Annotated in this window: 23 protein-coding genes; 13 read left to right on the forward strand and 10 right to left on the reverse strand. The window is 37.7% G+C overall.

Annotated elements, in window-relative coordinates; genetic code table 11:
- The first annotated feature begins 4 nt into the window (after window positions 1-4).
- The 7 genes from H9Q20_RS01700 (at window position 5) to H9Q20_RS01730 (ending at window position 7,363) form a co-directional block, all read left to right on the forward strand.
- A complete protein-coding gene (locus H9Q20_RS01700) occupies window positions 5-2,410 on the forward strand; it encodes a 3-hydroxyacyl-CoA dehydrogenase/enoyl-CoA hydratase family protein (protein ID WP_187478144.1) in 2,406 nt (801 codons plus the stop codon).
- Window positions 2,411-2,501: 91 nt separating this feature from the next.
- Complete coding sequence (tnpA, locus tag H9Q20_RS01705) at window positions 2,502-2,966, forward strand: IS200/IS605 family transposase (RefSeq protein WP_124640527.1); 465 nt, start codon at window positions 2,502-2,504, stop codon at window positions 2,964-2,966.
- A 103-nt stretch (window positions 2,967-3,069) separates the two neighbouring features.
- Window positions 3,070-4,248 (forward strand): acetyl-CoA C-acyltransferase, encoded by a 1,179-nt coding sequence (locus tag H9Q20_RS01710; protein WP_187478145.1) that lies wholly within the window; start codon window positions 3,070-3,072, stop codon window positions 4,246-4,248.
- A 65-nt stretch (window positions 4,249-4,313) separates the two neighbouring features.
- Window positions 4,314-4,538 (forward strand): four helix bundle protein, encoded by a 225-nt coding sequence (locus H9Q20_RS13315; RefSeq protein WP_316248114.1) that lies wholly within the window; start codon window positions 4,314-4,316, stop codon window positions 4,536-4,538.
- Between the two features lie 187 nt (window positions 4,539-4,725).
- A complete protein-coding gene (locus H9Q20_RS01720) occupies window positions 4,726-6,504 on the forward strand; it encodes an acyl-CoA dehydrogenase family protein (RefSeq protein ID WP_187478146.1) in 1,779 nt (592 codons plus the stop codon).
- Between the two features lie 186 nt (window positions 6,505-6,690).
- Entirely contained in the window at window positions 6,691-7,179 is a 489-nt protein-coding gene (locus H9Q20_RS01725; RefSeq protein ID WP_187478147.1) for a hypothetical protein, read from the forward strand.
- Window positions 7,163-7,363, forward strand: coding sequence for a helix-turn-helix transcriptional regulator (locus H9Q20_RS01730; RefSeq protein ID WP_124640532.1), 201 nt, complete (start codon window positions 7,163-7,165; stop codon window positions 7,361-7,363). The genes H9Q20_RS01725 and H9Q20_RS01730 overlap by 17 nt, the downstream gene beginning before the upstream one ends.
- A gap of 54 nt (window positions 7,364-7,417) precedes the next feature.
- On the opposite strand, the gene rny is transcribed toward H9Q20_RS01730, so the two are convergent.
- From rny to H9Q20_RS01760, 6 genes are all read right to left on the reverse strand, one after another.
- Window positions 7,418-8,986 carry a ribonuclease Y gene (gene rny, locus H9Q20_RS01735; protein ID WP_124640533.1) on the reverse strand — a complete coding sequence of 523 codons (1,569 nt, stop codon included), beginning with the start codon at window positions 8,984-8,986 and terminating at the stop codon, window positions 7,418-7,420.
- 256 nt (window positions 8,987-9,242) lie between these two features.
- Complete coding sequence (locus H9Q20_RS01740) at window positions 9,243-9,530, reverse strand: cell division protein ZapA (RefSeq protein WP_124640534.1); 288 nt, start codon at window positions 9,528-9,530, stop codon at window positions 9,243-9,245.
- On the reverse strand, window positions 9,530-9,832 hold the full coding sequence (locus H9Q20_RS01745) for a hypothetical protein (RefSeq protein ID WP_124640535.1): 303 nt from the start codon (window positions 9,830-9,832) through the stop codon (window positions 9,530-9,532). Before H9Q20_RS01745 ends, H9Q20_RS01740 begins: the two co-directional genes overlap by 1 nt.
- A gap of 143 nt (window positions 9,833-9,975) precedes the next feature.
- Entirely contained in the window at window positions 9,976-10,761 is a 786-nt protein-coding gene (locus H9Q20_RS01750) for a porin family protein (RefSeq protein WP_124640536.1), read from the reverse strand.
- Window positions 10,762-10,764: 3 nt separating this feature from the next.
- The gene (gene ubiE / locus H9Q20_RS01755) at window positions 10,765-11,427 is read right to left on the reverse strand and encodes a bifunctional demethylmenaquinone methyltransferase/2-methoxy-6-polyprenyl-1,4-benzoquinol methylase UbiE (protein WP_262385591.1); all 663 of its coding nucleotides are present in this window, start codon (window positions 11,425-11,427) and stop codon (window positions 10,765-10,767) included.
- 65 nt (window positions 11,428-11,492) lie between these two features.
- Window positions 11,493-12,062 carry a hypothetical protein gene (locus tag H9Q20_RS01760; protein ID WP_124640538.1) on the reverse strand — a complete coding sequence of 190 codons (570 nt, stop codon included), beginning with the start codon at window positions 12,060-12,062 and terminating at the stop codon, window positions 11,493-11,495.
- 94 nt (window positions 12,063-12,156) lie between these two features.
- Here H9Q20_RS01760 and H9Q20_RS01765 point away from each other — a divergent pair, with 94 nt between their 5' ends.
- A complete protein-coding gene (locus tag H9Q20_RS01765; protein ID WP_187478149.1) occupies window positions 12,157-13,227 on the forward strand; it encodes a 3-oxoacyl-ACP synthase III family protein in 1,071 nt (356 codons plus the stop codon).
- Window positions 13,228-13,330: 103 nt separating this feature from the next.
- Window positions 13,331-14,515 (forward strand): sensor histidine kinase, encoded by a 1,185-nt coding sequence (locus H9Q20_RS01770; protein WP_262385554.1) that lies wholly within the window; start codon window positions 13,331-13,333, stop codon window positions 14,513-14,515.
- A 30-nt stretch (window positions 14,516-14,545) separates the two neighbouring features.
- Here the strand turns inward: H9Q20_RS01770 and H9Q20_RS01775 are convergent, their stop codons facing one another.
- Entirely contained in the window at window positions 14,546-15,568 is a 1,023-nt protein-coding gene (locus H9Q20_RS01775) for a 3-oxoacyl-ACP synthase III family protein (RefSeq protein ID WP_124640540.1), read from the reverse strand.
- Between the two features lie 535 nt (window positions 15,569-16,103).
- Here H9Q20_RS01775 and H9Q20_RS01780 point away from each other — a divergent pair.
- The 3 genes from H9Q20_RS01780 (at window position 16,104) to gcvT (ending at window position 18,186) form a co-directional block, all read left to right on the forward strand.
- Complete coding sequence (locus tag H9Q20_RS01780; RefSeq protein WP_124640541.1) at window positions 16,104-16,301, forward strand: hypothetical protein; 198 nt, start codon at window positions 16,104-16,106, stop codon at window positions 16,299-16,301.
- A gap of 94 nt (window positions 16,302-16,395) precedes the next feature.
- Entirely contained in the window at window positions 16,396-16,911 is a 516-nt protein-coding gene (idi, locus tag H9Q20_RS01785) for an isopentenyl-diphosphate Delta-isomerase (protein ID WP_124640542.1), read from the forward strand.
- 192 nt (window positions 16,912-17,103) lie between these two features.
- A complete protein-coding gene (gcvT, locus tag H9Q20_RS01790) occupies window positions 17,104-18,186 on the forward strand; it encodes a glycine cleavage system aminomethyltransferase GcvT (RefSeq protein ID WP_187478150.1) in 1,083 nt (360 codons plus the stop codon).
- A 95-nt stretch (window positions 18,187-18,281) separates the two neighbouring features.
- Here gcvT and H9Q20_RS01795 read toward each other — a convergent pair whose 3' ends face one another.
- On the reverse strand, window positions 18,282-18,635 hold the full coding sequence (locus tag H9Q20_RS01795; RefSeq protein WP_187478151.1) for an arsenate reductase family protein: 354 nt from the start codon (window positions 18,633-18,635) through the stop codon (window positions 18,282-18,284).
- A 175-nt stretch (window positions 18,636-18,810) separates the two neighbouring features.
- On the opposite strand from H9Q20_RS01795, the gene pruA reads away from it, so the two are divergent.
- Window positions 18,811-20,436: an L-glutamate gamma-semialdehyde dehydrogenase gene (gene pruA / locus H9Q20_RS01800; RefSeq protein ID WP_187478152.1), complete on the forward strand. Its 1,626-nt coding sequence runs from the start codon at window positions 18,811-18,813 to the stop codon at window positions 20,434-20,436.
- A gap of 244 nt (window positions 20,437-20,680) precedes the next feature.
- Here pruA and H9Q20_RS01805 read toward each other — a convergent pair whose 3' ends face one another.
- On the reverse strand, window positions 20,681-22,021 hold the full coding sequence (locus H9Q20_RS01805) for an MATE family efflux transporter (protein WP_124640546.1): 1,341 nt from the start codon (window positions 22,019-22,021) through the stop codon (window positions 20,681-20,683).
- Window positions 22,022-22,121: 100 nt separating this feature from the next.
- The gene (locus H9Q20_RS01810) at window positions 22,122-23,306 is read right to left on the reverse strand and encodes a sigma-54-dependent transcriptional regulator (protein ID WP_124640547.1); all 1,185 of its coding nucleotides are present in this window, start codon (window positions 23,304-23,306) and stop codon (window positions 22,122-22,124) included.
- Window positions 23,307-23,337 lie beyond the last annotated feature (31 nt).

The raw sequence follows: 23,337 nt of genomic DNA on the forward strand, positions 1-23,337 counted from the left end.
TATAATGAAAAGAAGAATAAAACATGTTACGGTTCTGGGTTCCGGAATTATGGGAAGCGGTATCGCAGCCCATTTTGCCAATATCGGAGTGGAAGTTTTACTGCTCGATATCGTTCCGTTTGAACTCTCTGAAGCCGAACAAAAAAAAGGTCTTACCAAAGAGGATAAAGCGGTAAGAAACAGAATTGCTACCGACTCCTTGGCTAAACTGAAAAAAGCCAGTCCGGCCCTGCTCTACACTCCAAAATTTGCCGACCGCATCAAAGTTGGAAATTTTGATGACGACATGCCTAAAATCAAAAACACCGATTGGATTATAGAAGTCGTAGTCGAAAGATTGGACATCAAAAAATCGGTGTATGAAAAAATTGAACAACACAGAAAACCCGGTACTTTGGTGTCTTCCAACACTTCGGGGATTCCAATCCATCTTTTAACAGAAGGCAGAAGCGATGATTTCAAAGATTATTTTGCAGGAACTCACTTCTTCAATCCGGTACGATATTTACCTTTGTTAGAAATTATTCCAACACCACACACACTTCCGGAAATTGTAGATTTCTACATGTCGTACGGTGCAAAATTCTTAGGAAAAACTACGGTTTTAGCCAAAGATACTCCTGCCTTTATTGCCAACAGAATTGGAGTTTTCGGGATCATGAACATCTTTAATACCATTGGAAAATTAGGCCTTTCTATTTCCGAAGTGGATAAATTAACCGGTCCCGTTATTGGCAGACCCAAATCTGCAACTTTCCGTACTGCTGATGTAGTAGGTCTAGATACCTTGGTGCATGTTGCCAACGGCGTTAGAGAAAGCGGTGTAGAGCAAGAGTTGTTCAAAAATCAGTTCGAAATGCCTGCTTACATTGATTTCTTAATGAAAAATAATTTCCTCGGTTCCAAAACCAACCAAGGTTTCTTCAAAAAAGTTAAAGGTGATGATGGAAAATCCGAAATCCTTCAACTCAATCTTTCAACTTTAGAATACGAAACTCAAGGAAAAGCCAACTTCCCAACTTTAGAATTAACAAAAAACATCGATAAACCTATAGATCGTTTCAAAGTGTTGATTGGTGGAAAAGACAAAGCAGGTGAGTTTTACAGACTTTCTCTAGGAGCTATGTTTGCTTATGTTTCGCACAAGGTACCGGAAATTTCAGACGATATTTATAAAATTGACGATGCCATGAAAGCCGGTTTCGGTTGGGAAAATGGTCCATTCGAAATTTGGGATGCTGTTGGCGTTGCAAAAGGTGCAGAACTGGCTAAAGAAGCCGGTTACGACATTTCCGATTGGGCTAAATCTATGGTAAAAAAAGGAGAATCTTTCTACAAAATTAATGACGAAGGTCAATCCATTTATTTTGACAAAAACTCCGGAGACTATACTACAATCCCAGGAAAAGAGTCCTTTATCATCCTTGATAACATCAGAAAAAATAAAACTTTGTGGTCCAATTCCGGAGCTGCAATTCAGGATTTGGGTGACGGAATCATCAATTTCGAAATCCGTTCTAAAATGAATTCTTTGGGTGGCGAAGTTTTGGACGGACTCAACCGTGCGATCGACCTTGCCGAGAAAGAATACGACGGTTTGGTTATCGCTAACCAAGGCTCTAACTTTTCTGTAGGTGCCAACCTTGCCATGATCATGATGATGGCGGTGGATCAAGATTGGGACGATCTGAACATGGCGATTGCGTATTTCCAAAACACCATGATGAGGGTTCGTTACTCTTCCATCCCAACCGTTGTCGCTCCACACGGAATGACTTTGGGTGGTGGTTGCGAAATGGCGCTACACGCTGACCGAGTGGTTGCTGCCGCCGAAACTTATATCGGCTTGGTAGAGCTTGGCGTTGGCGTAATCCCTGGCGGTGGTGGTACCAAAGAATTTATCCGCAGAACTTCCAAAGATTTTGTAAAAGACGATGTCAAAACCAACCGTCTGAGAGATGCTTTTATGAATATCGCCATGGCAAAAGTGGCTACTTCTGCTTATGAAGCTTTCGATATGGGAATTTTTGAACACGGAAAAGATTTTGTTGTGGTAAACAAAAACAACCAAATTGCTGAAGCCAAAAAAGTAGCATTGCTTATGGCAGAACAAGGCTATACCCAACCGATCGAAGAAAAGGTACTGGTTCTGGGTAAAGATGCTCTCGGTATGTTCTTGGTAGGAACCGACCAAATGTTGGCCGGGAATTTCATCTCCGAATATGATAAAAAAATTGCCGACAAATTAGCAAGAGTTATGGTAGGTGGCGAACTTTCTGAACCTACTTTGGTCTCCGAAAGATATTTATTAAACCTTGAAAGGGAAACCTTCTTACAACTCTGTTCCGAAAGAAAAACCTTGGAAAGAATACAATTCATGTTACAAAAAGGGAAACCGCTTCGTAACTAGAAGTTAGACATTAGAAGTTAGAGGTTAGAGGTTAGATTTTAGAAATAGAAGCTCCGTAGGAGCGACCTGTTAATAAAGACCAATAAAGTTTATGGCAAATACATATACAAAAATTTATATTCAAATTGTCTTCGCAGTTAAAGGAAGACAAAATTTGATTTCAAAAGAAAACAGAGAAGAATTACATAAATTTATTTCAGGTATTATTTCCAACAGAAATCAAAAATTGTATGCCATATTTGCAATGCCTGATCATGTTCATCTTTTGATAAGTATGAGTCCATCTATTTCAATTTCAGATTTGGTAAGAGATATTAAAGCAGGATCTTCAAAATTTATTAATGATAAAAAATGGATTAATGGTAAATTCAATTGGCAGGAAGGATATGGAGCGTTTTCTTATTCTAAAAGCAGTCTTGATTCTGTTGTAAAATATATTTTAAATCAAGAAGAACATCATAAAAAGAAAACATTCAGAGAAGAATATTTAGATTTTATGGAAAAATTTGAAATTGAATATGAATCTAAATACCTATTTGAATGGATTGAAAATTAACAGATCGCTCCTACGGAGCTCTACTCAATCACAAAACAATAATCTACGAACAGTAAACCTCTACGAGGCTTAAAAAATTCAAAAAAGTTTAAACCAACAAACAATGAAAACAGCATACATCATAAAAGGATACAGAACCGCAGTAGGCAAAGCGCCGAAAGGTTCGTTAAGGTTTACAAGACCTGATGAAATGGCAGCAACCGTCATCAAAAAACTTATGGGAGATTTCCCACAACTCGACAAAGACCGAATAGACGATGTCATCGTTGGAAACGCCATGCCCGAAGCAGAGCAAGGACTCAATGTTGCAAGATTAATCTCACTTATGGGACTCGACACCGACAAAGTTCCGGGAGTTACCGTAAACCGTTATTGTGCCTCAGGATCTGAAGCCATTGCCATTGCCACTGCTAAAATACAATCCGGAATGGCCGATTGCATCATTGCTGGAGGAACAGAATCTATGAGCTATATCCCGATGGGAGGCTACAAACCCGTACCGGATGCTGCTTTGGCAAAAACCAATCCCGATTATTATTGGGGAATGGGCTATACTGCAGAAGCCGTAGCCAACCAATTCAAAATCTCAAGGGAAGTTCAGGACGAATTCGCTTTTCATTCTCACCAAAAAGCGTTGAAAGCATTAACAGATGGTAAGTTTGTCAACCAAATTGCCGCTCTTCCTGTAGAATATAATTTCTTGGACGAAAACCAAAAAATGCAGTCCAAAAAATTCGATTTCATGGTGGACGAAGGACCTAGAAAAGACACCTCTTTGGAAGGTTTGGCAAAGCTAAGACCTGTTTTCGCCAACGGCGGAAGTGTAACTGCCGGAAACTCTTCACAGATGAGTGATGGCGCTGCTTTTGTCATCGTGATGAGCGAAGAAATGGTTAACGAATTGGGACTAAAACCAGAAGCCCGATTGGTGACTTATGCTGCTGCCGGAGTAGAACCAAGAATTATGGGAATGGGTCCCGTAGCCGCCGTTCCAAAAGCTTTGAAACAAGCAGGTCTTCAGTTGAAAGATATCGAATTAATCGAGTTAAACGAAGCTTTTGCTTCCCAATCGGTGGCGGTAATGAACGAGTTGGGCATCAACCCAGAAATCACCAATGTCAACGGTGGAGCAATTGCTTTGGGACATCCACTGGGTTGTACCGGGACCAAATTGGCGGTGCAATTATTCGACGAAATGCGACTGAGAGGAAACAAATACGGCATGGTTACCATGTGCGTAGGAACCGGACAAGGAGCCGCTGCGATTTATGAACTTTTATAAATTATGAATTTTGAATTCTAAATTTTGAATTATTAAAAAAGACAATAAAAAATTCTTATTGAATCATGCAAAAAAATAATTTAATAAAGGATAAAACATTTGATTTTGCATTATTAATTATTGAATTATATAAGATTTGCAAAACCCAAAATGAATATGTAATATCCAAACAGTTATTAAGAAGTGGAACCTCAATCGGTGCAAATGTACAAGAGGCAACAGCTGGTTTTTCAGAAAAAGATTTTTTATATAAAATGTCTATTGCTAGTAAAGAAGCCAGAGAAACATAGTACTGGTTGGAACTATTATCAAAATCTAAAATTGTAACTTTTAATGAAGAAATTTATACATCTGAAATTAATAGTATTGTAAACATATTAACATCTATTGTTAAAACTCTTCAGCAAAAACCTAATAACAAATAATTCAAAATCCAAAATCCAAAATCCAAAATCCAAAATCTAAAATTAAACAACAATGAACAATAAACTTATCGGTGGCGAATTTTTAATTAAAGAAATTCCTGCAACAGCAATTTTCAGCTTAGAAGAACTAACAGAGGAGCAAAAAATGCTCAGAGATTCGGCAAAAGAATTTATCGACAGAGAGGTCATTCCGCAACACGACAGATTCGAGAAAAAAGATTATGCACTTACTGAAGAGTGTATGAAAAAACTGGGAGAAATGGGAATGCTCGGCATTACCGTGCCGGAAGAATACGGCGGAATGGGAATGGATTTCGTGTCCACCACCCTTGCGTGTGATGTACTTTCTGGTGGCAACGGCTCTTTGGCAACGGCTTTCGGAGCTCACACCGGGATTGGTACATTGCCTACCCTTTTCTACGGTACTGAAGAACTCAAGAAAAAATACCTTCCAGATTTAGCAGCTGGATTAAAATTTGGTTCTTACTGTTTAACAGAACCCGATGCCGGTTCTGATGCCAACTCCGGAAAAACCAAGGCCGTACTTTCTGACGATGGCAAACACTACATCATCAACGGACAAAAAATGTGGATTTCAAATGCTGGTTTTGCAGATACTTTTACCTTATTTGCTAAAATTGACGACGATAAAAACATTACCGGTTTTGTCATCAACAGAAGCGAACTTGAAGATCCAAACTCTTTGACTTTGGGTGAAGAAGAACACAAATTGGGAATCCGCTCTTCCTCTACAAGACAGGTTTTCTTCAACAACATGAAAGTTCCAGTGGAAAATATGTTGGGCGAAAGAAACAATGGTTTCAAAATCGCCTTGAACGCCCTGAATGTGGGTAGAATAAAATTGGCAGCTGCCAACCTGGACGGACAAAGAAGAATCCTGGGACATTCTATAAAATACGCCAACGAAAGAAAACAATTTGGTGTTGCCATCTCAACATTTGGTGCGATCCGCAAGAAAATTGCAGAAATGGCGACCGGAGTTTTTGTTTCAGAAGCCGGAACTTACAGAGCTGCAAAAGACATTCAGAATAAAATAGACGAATTGGTTGCTGGTGGAATGAACCATCAAGAAGCCGAACTGAAAGGTGTGGAAGAATTTGCTGTAGAATGTTCTATCCTAAAAGTTTTCGTATCCGATCTTACCCAAAACACAGCCGATGAAGGCATTCAAATTTTTGGTGGAATGGGCTTTTCAGAAGATACGCCTATTGAATCTGCTTGGAGAGATGCCAGAATTGGTAGAATCTACGAAGGAACCAACGAAATCAACCGTTTGTTAGCTGTTGGAATGTTGATTAAAAGAGCCATGAAAGGTCAGTTGGATCTATTGACTCCGGCAATGGCCATTTCTAAAGAATTGATGGGCATTCCTTCATTCGAAGTACCGGATTATTCGGCTTATATGAGTGAGGAAAAAGCCATCATTGCCAATTTGAAAAAAGTGTTCTTGATGGTTTCCGGAGCTGCACTTCAAAAATACATGATGGACATCGAGAAGCAACAACATCTATTGCTAAACGCTTCCGAAATTCTGAACCAAATCTACATGGCAGAATCGGCAATATTGAGAGCTGAAAAGCATTTTGCTGCAGACTCTGTAGAAGCATCAATGGCTCAGTTGAACCTGTACAAAGCAGTGGAAAAAATTATAGTTTCGGCCAAAGAAGGGATCATTTCATTTGCTGAGGGCGACGAACAAAGAATGATGCTTTCTGCTTTGAGAAGATTTACCAAATACACCAACCACCCGAATGTTGTGGCGCTTACTGAAAAAGTGGCTGCACATTTTGTGGAGAAAGGTCAGTATTAAAAAATACGATGCATCAATAAATTCTAAGCCTGCAAAATTGCAGGCTTTTTTGATGGAAAACCATTCATTTAAAAAATTGAATTTTAACAATACAAAGAAATAAACAAAATATAAAATAAATGTAAAATATATTTTACATTTTGGAATATATTTTTTACATTTGATAAAATAAAAATTCAAAATATTATGAAAAAACAATTGTTATTACCTCAAAAATTCAAAATATTTGGTTGGTTACTTTTAGCACTTAGCACTTTACTGTGGAGTATTTATGTCGTTTTCAACGAAGAATATCACATGAATACGACGGTGTTTTCAATAGTTGGAAGCGAAGGCTTTCTATTTGGAAGCGATACAAAATATTTTAGTTTCATTAAAACAGACATTACCAATACTCTACTTGGAGCAATGTTCATCGTTGGTGGATTTCTTGTTGTATTTTCAAAAGAAAAAGTAGAAGATGAATTCATAACCAATCTTCGATTGACATCTTTCCAATGGGCTTTTTTTATGAATTATGCTGTTCTTTTGTTTCTCTTTCTTTTTATTTATGGAATTGATTTCCTGAATGTACTGATCTACAATATGTTTACAGTTATGATCTTATACATCGCTCGATTTCATTATTTGCTTTTTATGAATCAAAGAAATTTTCAAAATGAAGAATACGATTAAGATACAGAGAGCTACAAAAAATATTACGCAAGAAGAATTGGCAAAAATTATTTCCGTAAGTAGGCAAACCATCAATGCTATGGAGAAAAATAAATATGTACCTTCTACTCTTTTAGCTCTAAAAATTGCAAAATATTTTGGTAAACCGGTGGAAGAAATATTCATTCTTGAAGAAGTCGATTAATGAAAAAGGCTACCCAAAATTGGATAGCCTTTTATTATTTAGTTTTCTTAAATCTTATCTCGCGATGTTTACCGAACGAGTCTCACGGATCACGGTAATTTTCACTTGTCCAGGATAAGTCAATTCATTCTGAATTTTTTCTGAGATATCGTAGGACAATTGTGCCGATTGTTCGTCATTCACCTTAGCACTTTCCACCATTACTCTCAGCTCTCTACCTGCTTGGATGGCATAGGCACTAGAAACACCATCAAATCCTAAGGCCGTTGCTTCTAGATCTTTCAACCTTTGGATGTAGGATTCTAAGACCTGTCTTCTGGCACCCGGTCTAGCTCCTGAAATACCATCGGCAACTTGAATAATTGGTGAAAGTAAAGAGGTCATTTCAATTTCGTCATGGTGTGCACCAATCGCATTGATTACTTCTGGGTTTTCTCCGTATTTTTCTGCCCATTGCATTCCCAAAAGTGCGTGTGGCAATTCGGATTCTTGCTCCGGAACTTTACCGATATCGTGCAATAGACCTGCTCTTTTAGCTAATTTAACATTCAAACCAAGTTCTGCCGCCATGGTTGCTGCGATATTTGCTACTTCTCTGGAGTGTTGCAACAAATTTTGTCCGTAAGAAGAACGGTACTTCATTCGGCCAACAATTTTCACCAATTCTGGGTGCAAACCGTGGATACCGAGATCAATGATGGTTCTTTTTCCAACCTCAATTATTTCTTCTTCAATTTGTTTTCTGGTTTTTTCTACAACCTCTTCAATTCTCGCCGGATGAATTCGACCGTCTGTTACCAATCGGTGAAGTGAAAGTCTTGCGATTTCTCTTCTCACCGGATCAAAGCAAGATAGCAAAATGGCTTCAGGAGTATCATCAACGATAATTTCTACACCTGTTGCAGCTTCTAGCGCACGGATGTTTCTACCTTCTCTACCGATAATTCTACCTTTAACCTCATCGGATTCGATGTTGAAAACAGAAACTGAATTTTCTACAGCTTGCTCTGTTCCAATTCTTTGTATGGTTTGGATGATGATTTTTCTGGCTTCGTTTTTCGCATTCATTTGTGCTTCTTCCATGATGCTTTGTACATGAGCTTGAGCTCTTGTTTTGGCTTCAGATTTCATGGTTTCTACCAAATCATTTTTAGCTTCCTCTGCGGTGTATCCAGCGATTTTCTCCAACATTTCTACTTTTTGAGCATTGGCAATGTCCAATTCATGTTGTTTTTTATCGATGATTTCATTTTTTCTGGAATAATCGGCTATTTGTCTATCCAGATCTTTTTCCAATTTAGAAGTTTTACTAAGCTCGTCGTTCAGCTTATTTTCTTTGTCTTTGGTTCTTTTTTCAACTTCTTGCATTTTTCTCTCTCTGGCCTGAATGTCTGAATCGTGTTGAGATTTCAGTTCCAAAAATTTTTCTTTGGCTTGAAGGTGTTTTTCTTTTCTAAGGGCTTCTGCTTGTACAGTTGCTTTCTCTATGAGATTTTCGGCATTTTTCTTGGCATCATCCAAAATAAATTTTGCTTTGGTATTCAGGGAACTTTTGGAAAAAAGCATTCCAACAACGGCTCCTAAAATGAGACAAGCAATACCGACGATTACTACGGTTATCATATATTAATTATTGTTTTGTTATAACTATTTCTTCTATACTTTTGGGCATTTATGCGCCCGATTATTGTTTACAAAAAAAACCTGCAACAATTCAGAGATTTAGAGTAAACTCCTAATCAACACGATTTGGACTGATTTTCACACGCTGTAATCCGAGTAGATCGGCACGCCATTGTGTAAACATTCATCCGGTAATAGTATAGCGTTGAGTTTACCTTAATGTGTTAGAATTATTGCAGGCAATTCTTCGGAGATGCTATTTCTCCAAATCTTCCAATTGCTGATCCATTTGCATCAGTCGTTCTATGGAAGCTTTTATATTTTTCTCATTGGTTTGTGACATCAATTCGGCATTGGTTCCAAACTTTAGGCAACACATGGCGAGTGCATCTTGTTTGTCTCGAATATCGAAATTGGCTTCAAACTCTTTAATCATATTCTCAATTTGTTTTCCTACTTTCCTAAGAGTTTCTTCTTCGGACGAAGGAACATTTAGCGGATATATTCGTCCAGCAATATTGATGGTTATTCTTCTATTATCCATTATAGTCCGCTATTTTGTAATTGGGCAATGCAGGTATCTACTTCTTTTATCAATCGGTTGATGTGGTTTTTCATCAATCGGTTGTGTTCCGGATTTCCGGAGATGGCTGCATGAAGTTTTATTTTTTTCTGTTCTTCTGCCAATACCTGATTTCTCGATCTTTCATCATCATACTTTAGCTTCAACTCTTCGTGTTCTTGGTGGAGTTCTGCCAAAGATTCTTTCAACTTTAGATATTCTTTTTGCAGGTTCGAAATTTTTTTTTCGAGCGCTAAAAAGTGATTATCCAATTCTTTGAGCATCTCAGGTGTTTTTTTTCTAACAATAAACAAAAATAGAAAAAATGACCTAAGAAAACAAAAAAGTCATTGAGTTTTTTTATTAAATTTTTAACAAATAAAAAGAGAAGCCCTTCTGGACTTCTCAAATATCGTTTTGGGTTATTTTATTCAAATTTCAAGACGAACATGATCGCTCTGGACTGAATGGTTGAAATGGCTGATGCCCAATACGGTGGTGTTCCCGGATTGTCTGCAACTTTTTCATTATTTAAGAAGAAAGTACCTCTAATCCCTGGTGTCAACTTGAAGCGGTTGAAATAGAATTGGATACCCATTTCTGCAGACCATGCAAAGTTGTGTGTCGTGCTTCTATATACGCCTTGCATATTGTCTTCTGGACTACCGGAGTTGGATTGCAAATTCACAATATAGTTAACCCCTGCAGCAGCATACGGTCTGGAGTTGTACCATCTTAATCCGTGATATTCTACCAATACGGGTATGTCCAACAAAGTCGATTTTACAATTCTTTTTTTATCTTCTTCTTTCAATCCGATTGGTGTAAATGCGGGATTGGTTAAAGTACCAAATTGGTATTGGTCGTTGGATTGCGTTTGGAAAGTCAATTCTCTTTCAGCAAATTGCAAGCCCGGTTCTAGTCTCAAATCCACATCATCGGAAATTCTCATTTTCCCAATTAATCCGGCACCAAAACTGTAACTAGGTTTAGAAGATACCAGATTATGATTAACATCCATTCCGTATCTTGGGTGAAGAACGATTTTATAATCGTACATGTTTCCATTGAGGTAGAATCCCCATGAAAATTTCTGCAGATCAAAACCTTCTAACTTGTCCATTCTATTATTGGTGGAGAACAATTGCGCTTGGGCCAAAAAGGTAGTCCCGAATGCGGCAAGAATTAATGCTTTGGATAAAATTTTATTCATAGTTTATTTTGTTGCTTTATAGATGGTGGCTATGCCAAAACTTAGTTTTTTGTATTCTACTTTTTTAAATCCTGTTTCTAAGAGGATTGCTTTCATTTTTTCGCCATAAGGAAATGCATTTACAGAATCGGGAAGGTAGGTATATGCTCTATTGTCTTTTGAAATAAGCTTTCCGATTGCGGGTAAAATATTTTTGAAATAGAACATGTAAAACGGCCCTAAAAAACCTTCTACTTTTGAAAATTCTAAAATAAAAACACTCTTCCCTTCCTTTACTACTCTTCTCAGTTCTGCAAGTCCTATGGGCAGGTTTTCAAAATTTCGCACACCGAAGGCTACGGTGACTGCATCAAAACGATTGTCAGAAAATGGTAAATTCTCCGCATCGCCTTTTTGCATAGAAATTTCGCCGTCTAAATTAAGTTTTTTTATTTTAATAACACCAACATTTAACATTTGTTGCGACAAATCCAATCCGACCACTTTGGATCGGGTCCCTTTTTGTACAGCAATTGCTAGATCTCCTGTGCCTGTAGCGACATCTAATACCTCTTTGGGCTGGTCTTTTTTAAGCCAATTCACCAAGGTATTCCTCCACATCACATCGATTTTCATCGATAAAACATGATTGAGCAAATCGTATTTTGGTGCAATATTATCAAACATATCCTCCACCTGGCTTTTCTTGCTGGCTTCAGAATTATACGGGGTTACTTTATTGATATCTGGTGTCAAAACTTGTAATATTCTTTATAATAATTCAAAAAATCTTGTTTTCTGAAAATCTTGGATCGACTTTCTACTTTCTGTATATTTTTAATGACTTTATCATAATCTTCATCGACATTATAATAAAAATCATCGGTGTACAATTTATTAAATTTCTTTGGAGCGCCTACAAAATCTTCACCATCAATCTTGGTATTCCCCAATGCCATTATCAGGGAATCCTTATTCAAGTTATATCCATAGTATTGGGTATTGATATAATAATCCTGATGGGCGATATTGATCAAGCCTCTTTCTTTTTTAACCTGAAAAGTCGAGTCGAAAATTATTTTTTTATGGGCATCAAAAACTTGGATATCATTTTTACCTTTACCCAGATCTACAGGTACGGTTTGTCCAGCAGTTATTATTTTTTCTTCACCATTATTTATTTTAAAATAGTAGGTGGAAGGTGTGGGATTATCGACTACAAAGTAATTTTCTTTTGCCAAAAACATAAAGTACAGTCCAAAAGACAGTATCCCTGCCAATAATGCAATGATAAAGCCTTTTAGTGCCGGATTGTTTTTCATAGGTAAATACTGAATTTTTGCAAATTTAATAATATTTTTAAATACTTCTTAATTTATTAATTATTAACTTTGTCAGCTCAATTCAATATTTTATATGCCTAGTACAATCATAATTGGTTCGGGATGCTATATACCGACAAGAGTTATCGGAAGATCTCATTTCATGGATACAGAATTCTATACAGAAGACGGTGAAAAAATTGACAAACCCAATGAAGAGATCATCGGTAAATTTGTAGAAATTACTGAAATTGAAAACAGAAGATATGTAGAAGATCATCTTTTTAATTCGGACATCGGGTACGAAGCCTCTAAAATGGCGATTGAAAATGCAGGTATCAATCCTGAAGAGATTGATTACATCTTGTACGGTACCAATTTTGGGGAAGTAACCCATGCAGGTCACGCAGACTTTATGCCCAATATGGCGGCCAGAGTAAAAAACAAACTCGGCATTAAAAACAGAAAATGCATCACTTACGACATGGTTTTCGGATGCCCGGGATGGGTAGAAGCCATGATCCTAGCCGATACTTTAATAAAAGCAGGTAAGGCAAAAAATATTTTAGTGGTGGGCGGTGATACACTAAGCCGCGTTACCGATCCTTACGATAGAAACAAAATGATTTTCTCGGATGGTGCAGGTGCTGTTGTGGTTACCCAAACGGATCAGGAAAATGTAGGCATCATCAATCACAGTACCATTTGCGATAACGATGCCGAGTTGAACTATCTTACCAACGGATGCTCACTGAACAAAGACAACACAAAGGATGCACTTTTCATCCGTATGCAAGGTAGAAAAATCTACGAATACGCATTGAAAAATGTACCTCAAGCCATTAAAGACACTATCGATGAAGCCGGACTGAGCATCACAGACATCAACAAAGTGCTTATACACCAAGCCAATGCTAAAATGGATTATGCCATGATTGATAGGCTACACAGACTTTACGGAATTAGAGAGTACGACCACAGCATTTCTCCAATGACCATTCAAGAATTTGGTAACTCATCTGTAGCAACCATCCCTACGATGTATCATTTGATTAGTGAAAACCAATTGGGCGATCATAAATTCGACAAAAATGGTGTTATTGTTATGGCTTCTGTAGGTGCCGGGATGAACATCAACTGCATCATCTACAAATTCCCTAACTAGTTCTTACGATTATCATCAACAGATCAGCCAACGATTGATTTCTAACTAAAGGTTAGAATATTTTTTGAAAATATGGTATTTTTGAATAAAAATTTATAGTATTTTGAAATATTCCAAAATCTTTACAAAAATCAATCGTTGGTTTGTTTTTCTACTTATGACCTTGGTGGTTGCCGGTATTGTCCTGGCCACAACTCTTTTGGTAAACTACCTTAGAAAAGAAGAAATAAAGCGCATCAACCTTCTTTCCAAATCCATTAAAATACAGAAAGAGCTCACCTCTCCGGATCCTGCCATCCTCGATCTGTTGCCGGAAATCCTCAACATCAACAGTAACATCCCTGTGATTGTGGCGGACAAAAATAAAAACCCAATTCCCGACGAAGGTTACCACAGAAACATTCCCGAAAATATCTGGAACAATCCAGTGAAACTCAAAGAATTGATGCACAAAATGGAAAGCAACAACAAGCCTTTTGAAATTGAATTTCCTGACGGCAACAACCAGTTTGTGTACTACGACAACTCTGCATTGCTGAACAACCTTAGATACACCCCCTACATTTTGGGTTTCATTATTTTAGGATATTTTTTATTTTCTTTTTGGTTTATGAGAACCCTAAAAAAAACCGATGAAGGCTTCCTGTGGGCAGGCTTGGCAAAGGAAACCGCTCACCAAATTGGCACACCTCTATCCTCCATGATTGGTTGGATTGAAGTTATGAAACTCGACAACCCACAATCCGAAGGGATCAATGAAATTGAAAAAGACATCAATCGGCTGAAAACCATCTCCGAAAGATTTTCGAAAATTGGATCTGTCCCTGAACTGAACGACACCAACCTGAGCGATACATTAACACAAAATTTTGAATATCTGAAAAGAAGAATCTCTTCTAAAGTCAACTTCAGATTGAACATGAAGAAAGAAATTTTATGGGTCAATCACAACAAAATCTTGATGAGTTGGGTGATCGAAAATCTAGTAAAAAACGCCGTTGATGCCATGAAAGGAAGTGGCGATTTGGAAATTTCACTTTATGAAAAAAGCAATTCCATCTTTATCGACTTCAAAGATACCGGTTGTGGAATGGCTCAAAATCAAATAAGAAATGTTTTTAACCCGGGTTATTCCACAAAAAAAAGAGGTTGGGGCTTGGGACTTAGTCTTGCCAAAAGAGTGATTAATGACTATCACAATGGCGACATCAAAATTGCACAATCCGAAATTGGCAAAGGAAGCACATTTAGAATTATTCTAAAAACAAAACAAAAAAAAGAGGTTTAAACCTCTTTTTTTTTAGGAAAATGACTTCAATTAATATTGAAACAATACAGAACCCCAGGTAAATCCACTACCAAAAGCAGAAAGCAATATCAAATCGCCTCGTTTGGCTCGTCCTTGCTCTACGGCTTCACTGAAAGCAATTGGGATAGAAGCCGCCGTGGTATTTCCGTATTTCTGAATGTTATTGAAAACCTTATCATCCGGCAAACCAAATTTCTGCTGTATAAACTGTGCTATTCTCAAATTCGCTTGATGCGGAATAAACAAATCCAAATCGGAAATGGTTTTCCCAGCTTTATCCAAGGCTTCCATCATGGTTTCCGGAAACCGGGTAACGGCATGTTTGAAAACAAAATTCCCGTTCATAAAGGGATAAACATCCTGTTTCGTTATTGCATGATTTTCAGACCATAACACATCCGACCAACCCAATTTGGTACCTGGAAATTTAACCGCCAATTCCTCAGCATACTTCCCTTCAGAATGCATATTGACCGCCAACACATCTCCATCATTTTCGCTCTCCGAAGCCGATAAAATCATAGCACCTGCACCATCTCCGAAAATAACAGAAACCCCTCTACCTTCGTCTGAAAAATCCAAACCAAAAGAATGAATTTCAGCACCAACCACCAAGATGTTCTTATAGACACCGGATTTTATAAACGCATTGGCAACCGACATGGCATATACAAAACCCGAACATTGGTTGCGCACATCCAAAGCACCAATGGTATTGCAACCCAATTGCTCTTGCAACAAAACGCCACAACCTGGAAAAAAATAATCCGGCGAAAGCGTTGCAAATACGATGAAATCTAAATCTTTAGCAGAAAGTCCTGCCGAACGCAAAGCCATTTGTGATGCTTTCAGCGCATAAGTTGTGGTGGTTTCTTCTGAATGGACTCTTTCTTTTCGGTGTCTCCTTTCCTTAATGCCTGTTCTTTCGGTGATCCAATCGTCGTTGGTGTTCATTAAATTAGAAAGATCGTCGTTGGTCACCCTATTTTCAGGGACATAATGTCCCGTTCCTTTTATGATACTTTTAAACATCTATTTAAAGTTTTTAAAAGCAAATATACAAAAAACACATTTTTGTTATGCATTGAATGACAACAGATTTATAAAAAAAGAACACCTTTCTTTCTGAAAATTTATGAAAATACAAAGTATTGATACAAATCCTAACACATAAATAATCAGCCGCTCAAACCACAACTTATCTCGTTACAAAACCACAAAGAAGCAAAGTATAAATAGCTATAAGACTGCATGGTTACACACAATGTTCCCTCTGTGTCTATCCCGAAAAATTGGGACAAGTTGTGGTTTTAATTGAGTTATTCTGATTTTTTGTCATGTATACAATAAATCCCGATAAGCATTCCATACGAAGGACAAGACCCCATTAAGAGGGTGCCGAAAACTACATTTTGCTATTAAAATCCAAATAAAAATCGAGTTGTAAATTTTGAAAAAGTTATAAAACTGAATATGGTATCAAATAAATTCATTTTTTTTATTTGATATTTAAAAATAATTTATACATTTGGCTGAATTAACAAAAAACAAATAAATACCTAAATCAATGAAAAAATTATTAGCAATCGCAGCCATTTCCATGTTCACTTTCGGTTATGCTGCCAACACTTCAGTAACTTGTGACAAAGACAAAAAAGAGTGCAAAGACAAGAAGAATTGTAAAGACAAAGACAAAAAATCTTGCGACTCCAAAGAGAAAAAATCGTGCTGCTCTTCTAAAGATAAAAAAGAAAAAGCAGCCTAATACACTACCACTCCTTGCGAGTGGTTTTTTTATGCTTTTTTTCAGTTGCTTTGTACAATCAAATATTGCTACCTTTGGTAACTTTTAAAACAATATGGAAGAACAGGTAGTATTGGTTACGGAAAACGATGCCGTTTTGGGATTGATGAACAAGCAGGAAGCCCATGAAAAGGGAGTTTTGCACAGAGCTTTTTCAGTTTTTTTATTCAACAACCAAGGAGAAATGCTCCTACAAAAAAGGGCAGCAAAAAAGTACCACTCACCAAGTTGTTGGACCAATGCCGTTTGCTCTCACCCAAGAGAAGGAGAAACTTATTTGGAAGCTGCCAACAGAAGACTGAAAGAAGAATTGGGCATAGACACCGAATTGGAAGAAAAATTCCATTTTATCTACAAAGCTGATGTTGGACAAGGACTTTGGGAACACGAGTTGGATTATGTTTTTTTTGGCAAGTACCAATCGGATTTCCAACTGAACCCCGAAGAAGTTGAAGAGGTGCGCTACATAAGTGTGGAAAATCTTCTAAAAGAAATTGAGAACAAACCCGAGGAATTTACCGCTTGGTTCAAAATAATTTTAAAAGAATATCTAAACGAAATTCAGAACTAAAACAAGGCTTTGCAAAGCATCTCTACCCGATGTCCTAGCCCCGATTGCAATGGAAATCCTTTGTTTTTGATTGGGCAAAAGCCAGGGCAAAAACAAAGATTGGAATGAAAAGCGGGAACGATGGTTGAAAGCATCTCTCGTGTGAAGCTCCAAATAAAAGAAAATTAAAGACAAAATAAATTATAATAAATTATGGTAAAAAAGACTGCACTTTATGACAAACATGTTGCACTAGGTGCTAAAATGGTACCTTTTGCGGGTTTTGATATGCCGGTACAATACTCCGGAGTTACGGAAGAGCATTTCGCTGTAAGAGAAAAAGTAGGTATTTTTGATGTTTCGCATATGGGACAATTTTTTGTAGAAGGTCCTGCCGCAAAAGATCTTTTGCAATTTGTTGGAAGTAATAATGTAGATACCCTTGTAGATGGAAAAGCGCAATACTCTTGTCTCCCTAACGAAAATGGAGGCATTGTAGATGATCTTATCGTTTACAAAATGGCAGACGAAAAATATTTTGTTGTGGTAAATGCTTCTAATATCGATAAAGATTGGGCGCACATTTCTAAATACAACGAAAAATTTGGAGCTAAAATGACCAATGCATCAGACGAAATGTCCCTAATCGCTATACAAGGTCCAAAAGCTACTGAAACTTTACAAAAACTTACCGACACCAATCTTTCGGACATCCCTTATTACCACTTCACTACCGGAGAAATTGCTGGTGTAAAAGAGGTGATCATCTCCAATACCGGATATACAGGTAGCGGTGGTTTCGAAATTTATTTTAAAAATGAAGATGCAGAAAAACTGTGGAATGAACTGACTGCAGCAGGTGAAGAGTTCGGACTAATCCCTTGTGGTTTGGCTGCTAGAGATACTTTGAGATTAGAAAAAGGATTCTGCTTGTACGGAAACGACATCGACGATACCACCTCTCCACTAGAAGGAGGTTTGGGTTGGATTACAAAATTGGACAAAGATTTTGTAGCAAAAGAAATCATTGAAAAACAAAAAGCCGAAGGAGTTAGCAGAAAACTGATCGGTTTCGAAATGTTAGAAAAAGCCATCCCAAGACACGACTATCCAGTAGTTGACGCTGAAGGTAATGTCATTGGAAAGGTAACTTCCGGTACAATGAGCCCGATGAGAAAGGTTGGAGTTGGATTGGCGTATGCCGATAATCCGCACAACAAATTGGGATCTGAAATCTACATCCAAATTCGCAATAAAAACATCCCTGCGAAAGTGGTGAAATTGCCATTTGTATAAAAAATATTCTGAATCTCATCCTTGAAGGATTTAAGATCCTTCAAGGATTGAATACAAAACAGAAGCGGACAAAATTTTGTCCGCTTTTTTCTATTTTAGAGGGTTTGGAAATAACGATTAAGATTTTCCAAATTATCTTTTTCATTTCCTATAAATATTTCTTGATCGCTGACAAAAACCGGTCTCTTCAGAAAGCTGTAGTGATCTAAGATTAAAGCCTTGAAATCCTCCTCCGACAAAGACTTCACATCAATACCTCTCGCTTTTATTTGGGTCGATTTTTTAGAGAAAAGCGCTTCATAGGATTTTGCAAGTTGATACAGAGATTCCAGTTCAGGTTTCGTCATCGGCTTAGATTTTATCTCCCTCAGCTCCCAATCCGTAAGGTCCAAAGCCGCCATAATTTTCTTGTTAGTCCCACAAGATTTTAGGTAAAATACTTTTTTCATACTTATAAAATTGACTGCAAAAGTAAGTTAATTTTCAGTTGAAAAATGAAGAAAAATCATATCAAAAGCCTTTTGTTAAATTCATTGATTTGCCTTAAATTTGTAAGAATTATTCAGTGCAAATAAATTCCATAGTCTTTATGGAAATATTTAATTTTACTTAAACAAAACAAATATGTCAAAAGCAATTTCGCAAGTTCCATACGCTGTGAACGAACCTGTAAGAAGCTATGAACCTGGATCTGCAGAGGTAGAATCCCTATTGGCAACCTACAAAAAAATGTGGAACGAAAAATTAGAAGTTCCCATGATCATTGGAGGTAAAGCCATAAAAACCGATACCCACAAAAAACTAGAGTCTCCTCAAGATCATCAGCACGAGTTAGGATTTTACCATTATGGAGATATGAGCCATGTGGATATGGCGATTGAAGCCGCTTTGGCTGCTAAGAAAAAATGGAATGCCCTAGGTTGGGAACAAAGAGCTGCCATCTTCTTAAGAGCTGCCGAATTAATTGCAGGTCCGTACAGAGATCGATTGAACGCTGCTACCATGATTGGTCAAAGTAAGAATGTGCATCAAACAGAAATTGATGCGGCTTGCGAATTGATCGATTTCTTGAGATTTAATGTCGAGTTTATGACAGAAATGTATTCTGAGCAACCCGTTTCTAGCGAAGGCATCTGGAACAGATCAGAGTACAGACCGTTAGAAGGTTTCTGTTTTGCAGTTACACCGTTCAACTTTACGGCCATTGCTGGTAACTTACCAACTTGTATGGCTCTTATGGGGAATGTTGTCGTTTGGAAACCGTCTCACGCTCAGATTTATTCGGCTCATGTACTGATGGAAATCTTCATGGAAGCCGGCTTACCGGATGGGGTTATCAACTTGGTATTTGCCGGAGGTGCAGACAGTACGAAGAGAGTACTTTCTCATCCAGAATTTGCAGGTTTGCATTTCACAGGATCCACAAGTGTTTTCCAAAGCATGTGGAAAATGATTGGCGAAAACATCCATACTTACAAATCGTACCCAAGAATTGTAGGTGAAACGGGAGGTAAAGACTTCGTTATGGTACACCCTTCTGCAAATGCTATCGAAGTAGCAACTGCTTTGGTAAGAGGTGCTTTTGAATATCAAGGACAAAAATGCTCTGCAGCATCCAGAGCTTACATCCCACAATCTCTTTGGGAAGGGGTGAAAGCTGAAATGGGAAGCCAACTTTCTACAATAAAAGTAGGTTCTCCAGAAGATCCGTCTAACTTTGTGAATGCGGTGATCCACCAAACTTCTTTCAATAAATGTAAATCCTATATCGAGAATGCCAACAATGCATCGGATGCCGAAGTTATTTTTGGAGGTAAATGCGACGATAGCAAAGGCTGGTTTGTAGATCCAACGGTGATCTTAACCAGCAACCCTAAATATTCTTCCATGTGCGAGGAAATTTTCGGCCCTATCCTGACCATCTATGTCTATGAAGATGCAAAATGGGAAGAAACTTTGAAATTGGTTGACGAAACCTCTCCATACTCTTTAACAGGTTCTATTTTCGCAAAAGATCGTTACGCTATTGAAGAAGCTTACCATGCATTAGAAAATGCAGCGGGTAACTTCTACATCAACGACAAACCTACAGGTGCAGTTGTTGGACAGCAACCTTTCGGTGGATCCAGAGCTTCAGGAACCAATGACAAAGCCGGTTCTAAAATGAACTTGATGAGATGGGTTTCTGTAAGATCGATTAAAGAAACTTTCGTTTCTCCAAGAAACTACAAGTATCCGTATTTGGGTTAATCCAAATTCAACCAAAATAATAAAGGCTGTACCCGTCATGGGATACAGCCTTTTTATTTTGACAACTGGTTTATTTTATTGTTAAGGAGCTATTTCCGGCTTTTCGCTGTATCTTTTGTTCCGCTGAAGCTCCACAAAAGGATGCCGCTACAATCCGGGCTAGTAAACTTCGTACTCGTTTTCCACTATTTCAAAGATTGAGGAATTGAAATGAATTTCATAATCACAATGAATTAAAAAGGCTCTAAGCAAATTTTTTATTCAAGAATCTTCTCACCAAAAGCACCGCAGAGATGGTCAAACCAATGCCAAGAGCGATCCACATTCCCCAAGCTCCCATCTCTCTCTGTACACAAAGATAATATCCCAAAGGAATGGTGATTACCCAATAAGCTACAAAAGTAATAATGGAGGGGATCTTCACATCTTGCAAGCCTCTCATTGTCCCCAAAGCGGTAACTTGTACCCCATCCGACAATTGGAAAAGAGCTGCAATAATGAGGAGTTTAGATGCCAAAGCGATTACCTCAACATCTTCCTTTTTAGTAAAGAAAGTAGGCAAAACATCTCTGGCTATGATAAAGAAAACACCACTGCAAAGCATAAACAGAAAGGACAACTTCAAGTTATTGATGCCGATCTCTTTTATTTCCAAGAATTTTTTCTCCCCCAATTTTCCACCAATCATCACGGTAGAAGCCACAGAAAAGCCAATACAGAGGTTGAAAGTAAAACTCGCCATGCTTAATGCAATCTGATGCGCCGCAATATCTGTTGCTGAAATAAGTCCACAAATAAATGCTGCAGCTGCAAAAGCGGTCACCTCAAACAACATTTGCATTGCCGTTGGGAAACCCAATTTCAACATTCTGTTGAACATATTCTTGGAGAATATTGTTATTTTCAAAGAAAATTCTTTAATGTATCTTTTGGTTTTCTCTTCCCTCATCATCACAAAATACAAGAAAATCATCATAAAAATTCTTGCAATTAAAGTAGCTAATGCCGAACCTTGCACACCCATTGGACTAAACCCAAACATTCCTTTAATGAAAACATAGTTTAGAATAACATTGATGATGTTGGCCAAAATGGTCGCCTTGGTCACTCCAATGGTAAAGGACAAACCTTCGGAAACCTCACGATAGGTCTGGAAAACCATGAAAGGGACAATACTTACAATCATGATGGATAAAAAGCTCACGGTATCCGGAATAATCTTTGCAGGTTGATCCATGTGGTACAAAAGCGGCATTGCTGCAAACAAAATCCCCATAAGGAGAATACCAATTCCTAAGTTGATAACAAAACCATGTCTAAAAACCGAGTTGATCTTCTCATGATCTCCCTTGGATTTGGCTTCAGATACCAAGGGCGGAATTGCAAAAGAAAAGCCCAAAGCAAAAACAAAAACAGAGAAAAAGATAGCATTTCCTAAGGATACCGACGCCAAAGCATCGGCACCTAAAAGTTTCCCAACAATGATGTTATCAAAAAGATTAACCGAGACCTGCCCGACTTGCGTTAGCATTACCGGAAAAGCTAACTTTAGGCAATCTCTTGTATATTTTGCATTTAAAAACATAAATTAAAGATATATTTGAAAAAAAAATTGCGGCAAAAATACCGCAATTGATTGATTATTTGTGTTAAAAGTATATTAAATAAATGATTAACTGTTATTGTTATTTTCGAACAAAACTTTCAACATCGTCTGCAGTAACCGGGTTATTCCCTAAAATAATCAGTCGTTCCACCACATTTCTCAGCTCTCTGATGTTTCCTGTCCACGAGTATCCTTTCAGAGTTTCTATTGCATGTTGATCAAATTCTTTTACGGATGATTTTTGTTCCTCGGCAATGGTTTTTGCAAAATGTTCGACCAACAGCGGAATATCTTCTTTTCTATCGTCCAAAGAAGGCACATGGATTTCTATCACCGACAAACGGTGATAAAGATCTTCACGGAATTTTCCTTCGGCGATTTCCTTTTTCATGTCCTTATTGGTTGCCGCAATAACACGGACATCTACTCTAACTTCCTTGTCACTTCCAACCGGAGAAACCTTGGATTCTTGCAAAGCCCTAAGTACTTTTGCTTGGGCAACAAGGCTCATGTCTCCTATTTCGTCCAAGAAAATAGTTCCTTTATTGGCCAACTCAAATTTTCCTTGCTTATCTTTAATGGCTCCTGTAAAAGAACCTTTAACATGCCCAAACAATTCGGACTCAATAAGTTCCGAAGGAATTGCAGCACAATTCACCTCAACCATTGGGCCTTTACACCTTTCGGATTGGTTGTGAATGGCGTGGGCCACCAATTCTTTTCCTGCTCCATTGGGACCTGTGATCAGAACTCGAGCATCGGAAGAGGCAACTTTATCAATCATGTCTTGAATTTTTTTCAAAGCAGAACTGTCGCCAATCATTTGGTATTTTTTATTGACTTTTTTCTTTAAAGTCGAATTTTCTTTTTGAAGTTGCTGATTGTTTTTTTGCAAATCCCCTCTATCCAAAGCAATTTTAACACTTTGAAACAAACGGTTGAGATCTATGGGTTTGGAAATATAATCGAAAGCACCTTCCTTTAAACACGAAACGGCCAAATCGATATCCGCATGTCCTGAAATCATTAAAAATGTAGATTCAGGCTTTATTTGCATGGCATTCTTCAACATTTCGTCACCGGATAATTTGGGCATTTTGATGTCTGAAATCACCAAGGCATAATCTTCGGTTTGAATTTTTTTCAGCCCTTCAGCGCCGTCTTCTGCCAAATCGAATTCGTAATCGGTAAGTTCCTCAGAAAGAACATTTAACAATGCCGTACTGATCGGTTTGTCGTCTTCTACAATTAATATTTTTTGCATAGGTGCAAATTTATGGATTTATTGGGATAAT

This window comes from Amniculibacterium sp. G2-70, assembly GCF_014353055.1.
Lineage (GTDB): Bacteria > Bacteroidota > Bacteroidia > Flavobacteriales > Weeksellaceae > Amniculibacterium > Amniculibacterium aquaticum.

Excerpts from the sequence above, each read along its gene's own strand:
- H9Q20_RS01765 (WP_187478149.1), top strand. The coding sequence starts at position 12,157 with ATGCCTAGTACAATCATAATTGGTTCGGGATGCTATATACCGACAAGA.
- H9Q20_RS01750 (WP_124640536.1), bottom strand. The coding sequence starts at position 10,761 with ATGAATAAAATTTTATCCAAAGCATTAATTCTTGCCGCATTCGGGACT.
- H9Q20_RS01810 (WP_124640547.1), bottom strand. The coding sequence starts at position 23,306 with ATGCAAAAAATATTAATTGTAGAAGACGACAAACCGATCAGTACGGCA.
- H9Q20_RS01740 (WP_124640534.1), bottom strand. The coding sequence starts at position 9,530 with ATGGATAATAGAAGAATAACCATCAATATTGCTGGACGAATATATCCG.
- tnpA (WP_124640527.1), top strand. The coding sequence starts at position 2,502 with ATGGCAAATACATATACAAAAATTTATATTCAAATTGTCTTCGCAGTT.
- H9Q20_RS01795 (WP_187478151.1), bottom strand. The coding sequence starts at position 18,635 with ATGAAAAAAGTATTTTACCTAAAATCTTGTGGGACTAACAAGAAAATT.
- H9Q20_RS01710 (WP_187478145.1), top strand. The coding sequence starts at position 3,070 with ATGAAAACAGCATACATCATAAAAGGATACAGAACCGCAGTAGGCAAA.
- H9Q20_RS01760 (WP_124640538.1), bottom strand. The coding sequence starts at position 12,062 with ATGAAAAACAATCCGGCACTAAAAGGCTTTATCATTGCATTATTGGCA.
- H9Q20_RS01720 (WP_187478146.1), top strand. The coding sequence starts at position 4,726 with ATGAACAATAAACTTATCGGTGGCGAATTTTTAATTAAAGAAATTCCT.
- H9Q20_RS01730 (WP_124640532.1), top strand. The coding sequence starts at position 7,163 with ATGAAGAATACGATTAAGATACAGAGAGCTACAAAAAATATTACGCAA.
- idi (WP_124640542.1), top strand. The coding sequence starts at position 16,396 with ATGGAAGAACAGGTAGTATTGGTTACGGAAAACGATGCCGTTTTGGGA.
- gcvT (WP_187478150.1), top strand. The coding sequence starts at position 17,104 with ATGGTAAAAAAGACTGCACTTTATGACAAACATGTTGCACTAGGTGCT.
- H9Q20_RS01700 (WP_187478144.1), top strand. The coding sequence starts at position 5 with ATGAAAAGAAGAATAAAACATGTTACGGTTCTGGGTTCCGGAATTATG.
- H9Q20_RS01745 (WP_124640535.1), bottom strand. The coding sequence starts at position 9,832 with ATGCTCAAAGAATTGGATAATCACTTTTTAGCGCTCGAAAAAAAAATT.
- rny (WP_124640533.1), bottom strand. The coding sequence starts at position 8,986 with ATGATAACCGTAGTAATCGTCGGTATTGCTTGTCTCATTTTAGGAGCC.
- H9Q20_RS01775 (WP_124640540.1), bottom strand. The coding sequence starts at position 15,568 with ATGTTTAAAAGTATCATAAAAGGAACGGGACATTATGTCCCTGAAAAT.
- pruA (WP_187478152.1), top strand. The coding sequence starts at position 18,811 with ATGTCAAAAGCAATTTCGCAAGTTCCATACGCTGTGAACGAACCTGTA.
- H9Q20_RS01780 (WP_124640541.1), top strand. The coding sequence starts at position 16,104 with ATGAAAAAATTATTAGCAATCGCAGCCATTTCCATGTTCACTTTCGGT.
- H9Q20_RS13315 (WP_316248114.1), top strand. The coding sequence starts at position 4,314 with ATGCAAAAAAATAATTTAATAAAGGATAAAACATTTGATTTTGCATTA.
- H9Q20_RS01725 (WP_187478147.1), top strand. The coding sequence starts at position 6,691 with ATGAAAAAACAATTGTTATTACCTCAAAAATTCAAAATATTTGGTTGG.
- H9Q20_RS01805 (WP_124640546.1), bottom strand. The coding sequence starts at position 22,021 with ATGTTTTTAAATGCAAAATATACAAGAGATTGCCTAAAGTTAGCTTTT.
- ubiE (WP_262385591.1), bottom strand. The coding sequence starts at position 11,427 with ATGTTTGATAATATTGCACCAAAATACGATTTGCTCAATCATGTTTTA.